General features: G+C 66.1%; 11 protein-coding genes, 2 tRNA genes and 1 pseudogene. 5 read left to right on the top strand and 9 right to left on the bottom strand.

The window, feature by feature from the left end:
* Positions 1-12: 12 nt before the first annotated feature.
* Entirely contained in the window at positions 13-405 is a 393-nt protein-coding gene (gene acpS / locus EET03_RS18735) for a holo-ACP synthase AcpS (RefSeq protein WP_023366014.1), read from the top strand.
* Positions 406-476: 71 nt separating this feature from the next.
* Here acpS and EET03_RS18730 read toward each other — a convergent pair whose 3' ends face one another.
* The 3 genes from EET03_RS18730 to macS are packed head-to-tail and all read right to left on the bottom strand — an operon-like array spanning position 477 to position 4,112.
* Entirely contained in the window at positions 477-2,258 is a 1,782-nt protein-coding gene (locus EET03_RS18730; RefSeq protein WP_075542772.1) for a DUF2339 domain-containing protein, read from the bottom strand.
* Between the two features lie 59 nt (positions 2,259-2,317).
* Complete coding sequence (locus EET03_RS18725; protein WP_075542761.1) at positions 2,318-2,974, bottom strand: response regulator; 657 nt, start codon at positions 2,972-2,974, stop codon at positions 2,318-2,320.
* A complete protein-coding gene (gene macS / locus EET03_RS18720) occupies positions 2,967-4,112 on the bottom strand; it encodes a MacS family sensor histidine kinase (protein WP_075542762.1) in 1,146 nt (381 codons plus the stop codon). The genes EET03_RS18725 and macS overlap by 8 nt, the downstream gene beginning before the upstream one ends.
* A 30-nt stretch (positions 4,113-4,142) precedes the next feature.
* On the opposite strand from macS, the pseudogene EET03_RS18715 reads away from it, so the two are divergent.
* Positions 4,143-5,527, top strand: a pseudogene (locus EET03_RS18715) (M20/M25/M40 family metallo-hydrolase).
* Here the strand turns inward: EET03_RS18715 and bcp are convergent.
* A complete protein-coding gene (bcp, locus tag EET03_RS18710; protein ID WP_075542763.1) occupies positions 5,478-5,951 on the bottom strand; it encodes a thioredoxin-dependent thiol peroxidase in 474 nt (157 codons plus the stop codon). The pseudogene EET03_RS18715 and the gene bcp overlap by 50 nt on opposite strands.
* A 91-nt stretch (positions 5,952-6,042) precedes the next feature.
* Between bcp and EET03_RS18705 the strand changes: the two genes are divergently transcribed.
* On the top strand, positions 6,043-6,270 hold the full coding sequence (locus EET03_RS18705; RefSeq protein ID WP_063469801.1) for a DUF3618 domain-containing protein: 228 nt from the start codon (positions 6,043-6,045) through the stop codon (positions 6,268-6,270).
* Between the two features lie 239 nt (positions 6,271-6,509).
* On the opposite strand, the gene EET03_RS18700 is transcribed toward EET03_RS18705, so the two are convergent.
* Positions 6,510-6,582, bottom strand: a tRNA-Lys gene (locus tag EET03_RS18700).
* A gap of 208 nt (positions 6,583-6,790) precedes the next feature.
* On the opposite strand from EET03_RS18700, the gene EET03_RS18695 reads away from it, so the two are divergent.
* Complete coding sequence (locus EET03_RS18695; RefSeq protein WP_075542764.1) at positions 6,791-7,987, top strand: L,D-transpeptidase; 1,197 nt, start codon at positions 6,791-6,793, stop codon at positions 7,985-7,987.
* A gap of 21 nt (positions 7,988-8,008) precedes the next feature.
* On the opposite strand, the gene EET03_RS18690 is transcribed toward EET03_RS18695, so the two are convergent.
* From EET03_RS18690 to orn, 4 genes are all read right to left on the bottom strand, one after another.
* Positions 8,009-8,335: a YcaO-like family protein gene (locus tag EET03_RS18690; protein ID WP_075542765.1), complete on the bottom strand. Its 327-nt coding sequence runs from the start codon at positions 8,333-8,335 to the stop codon at positions 8,009-8,011.
* Positions 8,336-8,592: 257 nt separating this feature from the next.
* Entirely contained in the window at positions 8,593-8,934 is a 342-nt protein-coding gene (locus EET03_RS18680) for a YcaO-like family protein (RefSeq protein WP_167470660.1), read from the bottom strand.
* 147 nt (positions 8,935-9,081) lie between these two features.
* Positions 9,082-9,157 (bottom strand) — tRNA-His (locus EET03_RS18675).
* A gap of 51 nt (positions 9,158-9,208) precedes the next feature.
* Positions 9,209-9,856, bottom strand: coding sequence for an oligoribonuclease (gene orn, locus EET03_RS18670; RefSeq protein ID WP_063469805.1), 648 nt, complete (start codon positions 9,854-9,856; stop codon positions 9,209-9,211).
* A 107-nt stretch (positions 9,857-9,963) separates the two neighbouring features.
* Here orn and EET03_RS18665 point away from each other — a divergent pair, with 107 nt between their 5' ends.
* Positions 9,964-11,559, top strand: coding sequence for a helicase HerA-like domain-containing protein (locus tag EET03_RS18665; RefSeq protein WP_075542768.1), 1,596 nt, complete (start codon positions 9,964-9,966; stop codon positions 11,557-11,559).
* The last annotated feature ends 230 nt before the right edge of the window (positions 11,560-11,789 follow it).

Below are 11,789 nucleotides of genomic sequence, written 5' to 3'. Positions count from 1 at the left end.
ACGTGGCGACCCATGGGCATCGTCGGTGTGGGGATCGACCTCGTCTCCATTCCTGATTTCGCCGAGCAGGTCGACCAACCCGGAACGGTGTTCGCGACGACCTTCACCCCCGGTGAGCGGCGGGACGCCTCGGACAAGAGTTCGTCGGCGGCCCGGCACCTCGCGGCCCGCTGGGCCGCCAAGGAAGCGGTGATCAAGGCCTGGTCCGGCTCGCGGTTCGCGCAGCGGCCCATGCTGCCCGAGGACATTCACCGCGACATCGAGGTGGTCACTGACATGTGGGGCCGGCCGCGGGTGCGGCTAACCGGCGAAATCGCCAAGCATCTGGCCGATGTGACCATCCATGTCTCGCTGACCCACGAAGGGGATACCGCCGCCGCGGTGGCCATTCTCGAGTCACCCTAGAGTGCGCGAGCAGACGCGGAATCGCACCAAAATCGGAGATTTTGGGCGATTCCGCGTCTGCTCGCGCTGGGTCAGCGAGCCATGCTGCGCGCGTACCCGGCGCCCATGCCCAGCAGCACCAGACCGACGACGATGAACGCCGCGACCCGGAAGATCCCGTCCAGGGTCGCCAGATCGAACACGAACAGTTTGGCGGTGGCGGCGGCGGTGAGCGCCAGCCCCGCAGTGATCGGGGCCGCGCGGCGTTCCGGGCCCGCCAGCCGCAGCGCGTAGCCGAACAACGCCGCCGCCACGCCGATCCAGCACACCGTGGCGACCATGTGCCCGGCCAGGAACCCAACCTCGGTGCCGCCGAGGAGAACACCAGCGGTGACGGTGAACGCGGTGACGGCGTAGACGATCAGCATCCCGCCAGCCGCGCCCAGGATCAATCTGGCGTCACCGTCTTTGACACCTGCGCACGCTCGCGCCATCGCAAACACGGTAGTGATGACGAGCAGGCTGGCGGCCAGGGTGGACACCGCAATCGAAGTCGGCATCGCGGTAGCCGTCAGCAAGGCACCAAGTGGCGCATAGCTGTAGCATAGGCCCGTCCCGATGACACCGAAACCTGCTGCGGCCCAACGCGCTAGCGCATCGCCACGGCCGATAATGGCGACGATGACGGCCAGCGAGAGCAGTACCGGGCCCTCGACGTAGCCGTCGAAGGCGACAGTAACGGCGACCAGCGCCGAAACCGACGACCACGCCGACCAGACCTGTCTGGCGATCTTGGGCAGTTCAGTGCCGGCCAGCACAATCGCCAGCATGGCTGATGCCAGAGCGGCTGCCAGCACCGCGGCCATGACGCGATCGACTGCCATTCGAGCGGCCAGGGCGGGCACGGTCCCGGCCGCCGTCAGCACCGCCAATGCGGCGGTATTGCTGATAGCGGGTAGCACGACGAGGCCGCCGGCGATCGCGAGGATCGCGGCGATTCCGCAGGCGGCGCCGATCACCCAGGCGTCGTCGTGTCGGACCGACACCAGCGCCACGAGCAGGGGCAGCGTGGTAGCCGCGGTCCGGGCAGCGTGCATCCAGATCCAGTTCTTGCCAAGTTGTACCGGCAGCGCAGCGGCCGAGAGCGCCAACATGAAGCTGACCAGCAACAGGTCAACACCGCCGGTGATGACGGGCGCCAGCCCCATCAGTGGCACCAGCACCAGCAGCCCGAGGTGTTCGGAGTCCCACCGCCAAGCCAGCGCCAGACCCGCACCGCCGACCACCGCGGCGAGCAGGAGCCCGGCCGGCGCCGGCACCCACTTGTAGACGGTGGTGATTGCTATGACGTCCAGGTAGGCGGCGGCAATACCGGTGGCCGCCAACGCGATCGCGCCGATCCGCCCGCCGGGTTGGTTGCGCAGCCGGGCGGCCACACCAACGAGCCCGAGCGCCAGCAGGGTGCCACCGGTGACCCGGATCTCCGGCCGCAGCAGGCGCGCCTGCGCGGCGAGGACGAGCAGCAACACCACGCCGATCAGCGTCACCGCCACCCCGGCGACGGCCAACAGCTTTCCGATCCAGCCGGATTCGCGGTCTGGAGCCGGCGGCGTTGGAGGCAGACCAGGGCCAGGTGTGCGCCGAGGTGGTGGCGGAGCGAACTGGCGTGGCGGCGCCGGCGCCGCAGGTTGCCAGTGCTGCCAGTACGGTGCTACGGGCTGCGGTGGTGGCGGGGCGGGCTGGACTGCGGTGGCTGGATCGGAGATCAGCAGGTCAAGTTGACCGAGTTCGCCGGAGACGCGGGCCATTTGGCGGGACAAAGCGTCGAACTCGGCGGCAAGCCGGCTGATCACGGCATGGGGCGATTCGGTCATGGCGGCCACCATGCCGGGTGACGCATCGAAGCGGATGAGTAGGACTACCCGATTCCGGGCTACTCGTCGAGCCCGTGCTCGATGGCGTAGCGGGTCAACTCCACCCGGTTGGCCACCTGCAACTTGCGGAACGTCGCCTGGACGTGGTTTTCGACGGTGCGGTGACTCAACGACAGCCTTTCGGCAATCTGCTTGGCGGACAATCCTTTTGCTACGTATCGCAGTACTTCGGTCTCCCGCTCGGTGAGGCTGGGACGAGCCGGCCCCGAGTCGGGGCTCGTGGCGATGCGCCGGTATTCACCCAGTACCAACCCGGCCAGGCTCGGGGTGAACACGGCACGCCCGGCCGCGGTGGCTCGCACGGCGTCACTCAATTCCGCCTTGGAGGCGCTCTTGACCAGGTATCCCGTCGCCCCGGCTTTGACCGCCTCCAAGACGTCCTCGCGTTCGTCCGAGGCCGACAGGACCAGCACCCGGGTAGCAGGGGACACCTCGAGCACCTCCGTCGTCGCCTGCACGCCATCGCCGTCGGCCAGTCGCATGTCCATGAGCACCACGTCCGGCTTGACGACCGCGGCCCGTCGCCGCGCCGCCGCAACGCCGTCGGCGGTGGCGACTACGTTGAACCCGTCGTCGGCAAGGTCGCGCGCGACCGCGTCGCGCCAGATCGGATGGTCATCGACAACCATCACGGTCGGGAATTGCTGCTCACTCATGACGTCCTTCCCGGCGCGGCACCGTCAGTTCCCACTCGGTGCCCTCGCCCGTGTTCGTGCTCAGCTGCGCGGTGCCGCCCAGCGCCGCCAACCGCCCCACGATCGACTTCGAGACCCCAAGCCGACCCTGGCCGGCGGCCTCTTCGAGGCGCCCCGCGGCGATGCCGACACCGTCGTCGCGAACGCTCACCGTCACCACATCGCCCATATCTTCCAGTAGCACATAGGCGCGGGCGTTCGGCCCGGCGTGCAAGCGAACATTGTCCAGGGCATTGCCCACCGCCGCGTCCAACTCGGTGGCCACCCCACGCGCCAGCGGCACCGGCGTTCCCGGCAAGCTCATGGACACCTGGTCGGACGCCCGCCGCCGCAACAGAGCACCAAGGTCGACCGACTCGCTGTCGCCGTCGTGCTCGGTGTCGGTGGAGATCACCCAACGGCGCAGCGCGCCTTCTTGTTCGCTGGCGAGTTTCGCTAATTCGGCTGCGTCGCCGCCTATTTCGTGACCCCTCTTGGCGACCAGGGCCAACACCTGGATGACCCCGTCATGAACTTGCCGGGACAGCCGTTCCCGCTCGTGCAGCGCTGCCGACAGTTCGGCGGCTCGTTGCAGTTCGTCGTGGGCACGCCGGGCGGTCCGAGCGGCCATCCCCACCGCGAGGCCGACTGCCAGCTCGATGACAATGGTCGCACTGCGACCGAGGTTGACGTTGACGTAACCCTTGACGGCTTCGTTGGCCGCCGTCAGCGCCACACCGGTCAACATGCCGCCGGCCGGACCGGCCTGCAGGGCCGCCGAAATGGTGGCGTTGCTGGCCCACAGGGTTGTCGGCCAGGTCTGGTTATCCAGTGCCCATTGCCCGGTGGCTACCACCTTGGTGGACAGCATCAGCAGCACCACGACTGCAATCTCGGCGATCACCCAGGCAGGCCGGCGGCCGAAGCCGCGGAGGTAGGCGAGCGCGCACGCCGCGCTCCAGCCGATCAGCACCGTGAAGAGCGCCCAGCCCAACGCCGGCAGCCGCAGGTCGGCGTTGACCGCGATCTGAAACCCCAGGGCGTAAACGCAGCTCAATAGCCGGAACAGCTGCGCCGCCCGCCAGAGCGGCGCTGCCGGGTCGGGGCCGCGCGTCGCCATATCGGGCTCAGCATAGCTAGCCTCGTGATCGTGACTGATCTGGTTGAGCGGGTTCGTGCGGTGTTGCCGTCGGTGCGGCGTGATCTCGAAGATCTGGTACGCATCGACTCCGTGTGGGCCGATCCGGCGCGACACGATCAGGTACATCGCAGTGCGCAGGTGGTGGCGGATCTGTTGTCGCAGGCGGGTTTTGACGATGTGCGGATAGTCAGTGAAGGCGGTGCGCCGGCGGTCATCGCGCGGTATCCGGCGCCACCGGGTGCGCCGACGGCGCTGCTGTATGCCCACCATGACGTGCAGCCCGAGGGTGACCGCGATCAGTGGGCGTCGCCGCCTTTCGAGCCCACCGAACGCGACGGACGACTGTACGGGCGTGGCACCGCCGACGACAAGGCTGGTATCGCAACGCATTTGGCCGCATTCCGGGCCCACGGCGGCCGGCCGCCGGTGGGCGTGACCGTCTTCGTCGAGGGCGAGGAAGAATCCGGATCTCCGTCACTGGGCCGATTGCTCGCCGCCCACCGAGACATGCTGGCCGCCGACGTGATCGTCATCGCCGACTCGGACAATTGGAGCACCGACATCCCCGCGCTGACGGTGTCGCTACGCGGATTGGCCGATTGCGTGGTCGAGGTCGCCACGCTCGACCACGGGCTGCACTCCGGTTTGTGGGGCGGTGTGGTTCCCGACGCGTTGAGCGTACTGGTGCGGCTGCTGGCCAGCTTGCACGACGACGACGGCAACGTGGCAGTCGCAGGGCTGCATGAAACCGACGTTGCGGCCCTGAATTTGCCGGACTACCCGCCCGAGCGGGTGCGCACAGGCGCGGGTCTGCTCGACGGGGTATCGGAAATCGGATCCGGTTCGGTGCCCCAGCGGCTTTGGGCCAAACCCGCGATCACCGTGATCGGCATCGACACCACATCGGTTGCGGCAGCGTCGAATACATTGACTCCGCGGGCTCGAGCCAAGATCAGTCTGCGAGTTGCGCCCGGCGGTGACGCCGTCGCGCACCTGGACGCCCTGGAGGCCCATCTGCAGCGCCACGTGCCGTGGGGCGCACAGGTCAGTGTCCGGCGCGGCGAGGTCGGCCAGCCGTACGCCATCGAGGCCAGCGGCCCGGTCTATGACGCCGCCCGGGCCGCGTTCCGGCGGGCGTGGGGTACCGATCCCATCGACATGGGCATGGGTGGGTCGATTCCGTTCATCGCCGAGTTCGCCCGGGCGTTCCCTGCGGCGAAGATTCTGGTCACCGGCGTCGAGGATCCCGCGACGCAGGCGCACAGCGTCAACGAAAGCCTGCACCTGGGGTTGTGGGAGCGGGCCGCGATCGCCGAAGCGCTGTTGCTGGCCAACCTGACCTGATCAGACCGACAGGTCGCGGCGAAGCTTGGCGACGTGTCCGGTGGCCTTGACGTTGTACTGCGCCAGGGCGACCTTGCCCTTCTCGTCGACGACGAATGTGGACCGGATCACACCCCGGACGGTCTTGCCGTACATCTTCTTCTCGCCATAGGCGCCCCAGGCCGTCAATACCGTGCAATCGGGATCGGACAGCAGCGGGAACGTCAGTCCCTCGGCGTCGCGGAACTTGGCCAGCTTGGCCGGCGGGTCGGGGGAGATTCCCACCACATCCAGGCCGGCGTCGTTGAGATCGCGGAGGTTGTCGCGGAAATCGCAGGCCTCTTTGGTGCATCCCGGTGTCGAGGCGGCCGGGTAGAAGTACACGACGACGCGGCGCCCCCGGTAGTCGGCCAGCGACACGGTGTTTCCGTCGGCGTCGGGCAGGCTGAACGCGGGTGCTTTGTCGCCGGGCGCCAGGCGGGTGGACTCGCTCAACGTAGGTCCCTTTCTGTTCACCGGAGCGTTGGGACTCGCACCGGCTCATCTAGGGTAGTTCGTCAGGTGCACCTACTTGGAGGACAGACACGTGGCGGACCGTGATCCCGAGACCATCAAGCAGGAGATCGACCTCGCCCGCGACCAGCTGGCGACAACGGTCGACTCGCTTGTTGAGCGTGCCAATCCCCGCCGCCTCGCCGACGACGTCAAGGCCAAGGTGATCGAATTCGTCACCAAGCCTGCGGTGACCGTGACCCTGGTGGGCGTCGGGTCTGTCGTCGTGATCGTGGTGATCCGCAACATCAGGAATCGGTGAGCGCTGCGGCGACAACCGTCACTGGCCGCGTGGGTGACACGCAACCTTCAGGCTCGCAAGGCATCTGGCGAAAGCTTGACCTGCGGTTACCGGGCGACCGGGGGAAACCAGTGCAGTTCGGCGGTAGATTGCCCACCGAATTCCCTTGTGCGGGTGGTCTTCCCGCGTTGCGCCGGTATCTATCGCAGTGCCGCCCCAAGGTGACCGGTCAACCCGGCGGACCAACGCGACGGGAGGGGTGCGCCGTCAGGGTTTCGAACCCCGGACCCGCTGATTAAGAGTCAGCTGCTCTACCAACTGAGCTAACGGCGCCGTGGACGGCCAGAGACCGCGTACGCGACAATAACAGGCATCGTGGCGCAGTGGGAAATCTCCAGATCAGGACGGGGTGAGGTGCGACACTGAACGACGGCGACAAGCCGACAAATTCTGTCGCGGCCGCGGTCAGACACTACAATACAGGGAACAATCCAGGGTCAGCGGTGACCGAAGTAAGCGAGAGTATCTGGAAGGTCACGTGATGACGCCTTTGCGCAGAAGTCGATCGTGGCTGGCTGCGATCATGATCCCGGTGGCTGTTCTCGCCGTGGCGTGCAGCAGCGGCAGTGCGCCGGCACCGATGAAGGTCATCGTCAACAAGGGCACACCCTTCGCCGACCTGCTGGTGCCCAAGCTGACCGCGTCGGTGACCGACGGAGCCGTCGGTGTCACCGTTGATGCGCCCGTCACCGTCAGCGTTGCCGACGGTGTGCTAGCGGCGGTCACCATGGTGAACGAAAACGGCAAGTCGATCAGCGGCCAGCTCAGCCCCGACGGGCTGCACTGGTCGACCACCGACCAACTCGGCTACAACCGGCGCTACACGCTCAGCGCGAAGGCGCTCGGACTGGGCGGCGCGGCGACTCGCCAGATGACATTTCAAACCAGCTCGCCCGCACACCTGACGATGCCCTATGTGAATCCGGGCGACGGCGAGGTCGTGGGGATCGGCGAGCCGGTGGCGATCCGGTTCGACGAGAACATCGCCGACCGGGTTGCTGCGGAGAAGGCCATCAAGATCACCACCAACCCGCCGGTCGAAGGCGCCTTCTACTGGTTGAACAACCGCGAGGTGCGTTGGCGCCCAGAGCATTTCTGGAAGCCCGGCACCGCCGTCGACGTGGCGGTCAACACCTATGGCGTCGATCTCGGCGAGGGAATGTTCGGCGAGGACAACGTCAAGACGCACTTCACCATTGGCGATGAGGTCGTCGCGACCGCGGACGACAGCACCAAGATACTGACGATCCGGGTCAACGGTGAGGTCGTCAAGACCATGCCGACGTCGATGGGTAAGGACAGCACACCCACCGCTAACGGCGTCTACATCGTGGGCGCGCGGTTCAAACACATCATCATGGACTCGTCGACCTATGGCGTTCCGGTGAATTCGCCCAACGGGTATCGCACCGACGTCGACTGGGCCACCCAGATTTCCTACAGCGGCGTCTTCGTGCACTCGGCGCCGTGGTCGGTGGGCGCTCAAGGCCACACCAACACCAGCCACGGATGCCTGAACGTGAGCCCGAGCAATGCCCAGTGGTTCTACGACCACATCAAGAGCGGTGACATCGTCGAAGTCGTCAACACCGTGGGAGGCACGCTGTCGGGCACAGATGGCCTCGGGGACTGGAACATTCCATGGGATCAGTGGCGCGCCGGTAACGCCAAGGCCTGAGCCTGGCCGGCGCTCCTGCAGTCACACCGGACAGGCGGGGGCGGTCAACTCGACGGCGGCCATTCCCCGGCGTCCCGGCACGACGGCGGCCGGACCGTCGACGATCATATGAAAGCGCTCCAGCCCCGGGATGTGCACGTGTACGACGGTGATCCCGTTGGACAGGCGGTGGGCTTCGTCGAGGTAGACGGTGAATCCCCGGTCGGCAAGTCGCGACAGCAACTGGCTTAAGTGCTCGGCGGGCGAGCAGGGGGCTGCGGTCTCGACGGAGGGCACCAGTCTCGTGGAAGCGGCCGGTGGCCGCAGGTCGAGCTCGGCGCAGGCCTGCAGCACCGGGTGGTCCTTCACAGCTCGATGCCCTCCAAGCGCTGGACTACCCCGCGGTCGGTGAGCTGAACTTCGAGCAGCTCGGTCAAAGCTCGATAGACGCTAGCACCGCGATAGCGACGCGCCGTACCCGCGCAGGTATCGGCCGCGCGGGCCAGGTCGAATACGCCAACGTGCTCGATACTCCGAGGTCGGTGGTGACGTCGATCAGCCACACCTCCCGCCCGATCCGGGTCTGAACCTGCTCGAGCAGCGTGCGTAGCTCGATCGGAAGGGTCTCAGGATCGAGAAACGCCGGCACGGCCCGTGCGGCCGCGACGATGGAGCGAATCAGGAACCGCTAGGAACAGCGTTGTGGCGTCGCGTTCGATGGCCTCGTTGATCACGTGGACGGCCGCCTCTTCCGTGCTGCCGCCGATGGCACTGCCGCTGTTGGACGAATAGCGGGCAAGGGAGCGGTAGTCGACGGTGTCCCCGAGTTCGCTGCCCAGCGGCTCGGTCTGCTCGTCCACCCAGGAGGCGTAGGCCAAGAACAGCGGCACCACCAACGTGTCGTCCCCGCCGAGCTGCTTGTAGACACGGCAGGCGATGCCCTCGGTGGGCTGCTCCTCGAGGAGCACGGCATATGCTTCGCTAGCCAGCGCAGATTGAGCGATGTCGGCGCACGAGCGAAGCATTACCTGACCGCTGTGTCGTTGGGTGCCGGCCGGGGTGCAGTTGCCGGTTGGTCATTGAACAGGGCGTCGCTAAGTACCACCTCTGACCTGTGGGGTGAGTGACGGGACTCGAACCCGCGACACCCAGGATCACAACCTGGTGCTCTACCAACTGAACTACACTCACCATGGCCGCCGGCCAGTCCTCCCAGAGGGCTAACGAGCGGCGACGTCGATATTAGCCGGTCGGAGGCTCCTCGGCCGAATCGATTATCCCCGGTGCGTCGGCTTCGCCTTGAAGATCGGCGGCTACTGCGGCGATTTCGCTGGTAGATGGCCCCGGCGGAGGGACGAACGCGGTGCGCCGGTAGTAGCGCAGTTCGCGAATGGATTCGTGAATATCGGCCAACGCGCGGTGCGCCAGGCCTTTGGGCGGCTGGCCGAAGTAGATACGCGGATACCAGCGCCGGCAGAGCTCCTTGATCGAGCTGACGTCGATCATCCGGTAGTGCAGAAACGCGTCCAGCGCGGGCATGTCGCGGGCAATGAAGGACCGGTCGGTGGCGATGGAGTTTCCCGCCAGCGGCGCCGTCTTGGGTTGCTTGACGTGTTCGTTGATGTAGTCGAGCACCATCGCTTCGGCCATCGCCAGGTCGACGGTGGAAGCCTTGACTTCCTCGATCAGTCCCGAGCGGGTGTGCATCTCGGCAACGACGTCGATCATCGACGACAGCGCATCGTCGTCGGCGTGGATCACCACGTCCACTCCGTCCCCGAGAATGTTCAGGTCGGCGTCGGTGACCAGCACGGCGATCTCGATCAACTTGTCCGAAGCGATATTCAGCCCGGTCATCTCGCAGTCGATCCACACCAGTTCGTCACGCACAGCGCTCAAGAGTAGGCCCATCGCCGCGGTCGTAACCGCAACACCCGGGCAAGTAGTGTGATTGCTTTGCCAAGTGGTACGGGTAACGACGGGGAAGAGGTGGCGCGATGAGCACCGAAGCGGCGGCCGGCGGGCTTGGCGAGCCCGCGCAGCGGATCGCGGCCGGTTACTCCGTGGCAGGCCAGGCGCTGGAATTGGGCACCGTCGTTGTCGACGGCGACGCCGACTCCACTGCGCAGATTCGCATTCCACTGGCCACTATCAACCGGCACGGTTTGGTAGCCGGGGCCACTGGAACCGGGAAAACCAAAACGCTGCAGCTCATCGCCGAGCAGCTCAGCGCTGCGGGCGTGGCCGTGCTCATGGCCGACGTGAAAGGCGACCTGTCCGGACTATCCCGGGCGGGAGAGGCCAACGACAAGGCGGCCGCACGGGCGAAAGATACCGGTGACAATTGGACGCCTACGGCCTTCCCGGTGGAGTTCCTGTCGCTGGGTACCAGTGGAGTCGGTGTCCCGGTGCGCGCGACCATCTCCAGCTTCGGACCTATTCTCTTGTCAAAGGTGTTGGGGCTCAACGCTACCCAGGAATCAACGCTGGGGCTGGTCTTCCACTGGGCCGACCAGCGGGGACTTCCGTTGCTGGACTTGAAAGATCTGCGTACCGTGATCAGCCATCTGACCAGCGACCAGGGCAAGGCGGAGCTGAAAGCCCTTGGCGCCGTTTCGCCGACGACTGCCGGCGTCATCCTGCGAGCATTGGTCAACCTTGAAGCCGAAGGTGCTGACACCTTCTTCGGCGAACCGGAACTGAGACCTGACGACCTGATACGCGTAGATAGCCAGGGCCGCGGCATCATCTCGCTGCTGGAGTTCAGCGGTCAGTCGCTGCGCCCCGTGCTGTTCTCCACCTTCTTGATGTGGGTGCTGGCCGACCTGTTCACCTATCTGCCCGAGGTGGGGGATCTGGACAAGCCTAAGCTGGTCTTCTTTTTCGACGAGGCGCACTTGCTGTTCACCGACGCCTCCAAGGCTTTCCTGGAGCAGGTCGAGCAGACGGTCAAGCTCATTCGCTCCAAGGGTGTCGGGGTGTTCTTCTGCACCCAATTGCCCACGGATCTGCCCAACACCGTGCTGTCTCAGCTGGGGGCGCGGATCCAGCATGCGCTACGGGCGTTCACACCCGACGATCAAAAGGCGCTCAGCAAAACCGTTCGCACGTATCCGAAAACCGATGTATACGACCTGGAATCGGCGCTGACGTCGCTGGGCATCGGTGAGGCCGTCGTGACCGTGCTCTCCGAGAACGGCGCGCCGACCCCGGTGGCCTGGACCCGCATGCGGGTTCCCCGATCGCTGATGGGCGCGATCGGCACCGACGCCGTCGGCGCGGCGGCCCACTCAAGCCCGCTGCAGGCCGTGTATGGCCAGACCATCGACCGGGTGTCCGCCCACGAAATGCTGGACGCCAAGTATGCGCCGGTTCCAGAGGTGCCACCGGTCCAGCCGCCGAGGGGAAAGTACGATCCGCTGCCGTGGCCCGACGATATTCAGGTGCCGCCCATGCCGGCGCCCGTTGAACCCAAGGGCCCCGTCGCGTGGGAAGAGATTCTGAAGAACCCGACCGTGAAGAGCGCCATCAATACCGGGGTGCGCGAAATCACCCGCAGCATCTTCGGCACTGGGCGGCGCCGCCGCAAGTAACGACTAGCCCTGCGCTAAGCCGAAGCGGGACGGGTCCGGCCAGCCGATGGCTGGCGGGTTCGTGGTTCCGAACCGCCACCCGAGTCGGTGCCGTTGAGCTAAGCCGTAGTTCCCCCTATTGAGTGGGCTTCGAATTCTCAATGTTGTTCGTGAGCAGGTGTTTTACGGTCATGCGATGCGGGTGAAGTAGTCATGTATTATCGTATCAGTGTCGGCGTGTTCAGTTGCCA

It is taken from the genome of Mycobacterium innocens (genome assembly GCF_900566055.1).
Lineage (GTDB): Bacteria > Actinomycetota > Actinomycetes > Mycobacteriales > Mycobacteriaceae > Mycobacterium > Mycobacterium innocens.
The sequence above is the reverse complement of the archived record's forward strand: the minus strand, read 5'-3'. Positions and strand labels throughout refer to the sequence as shown.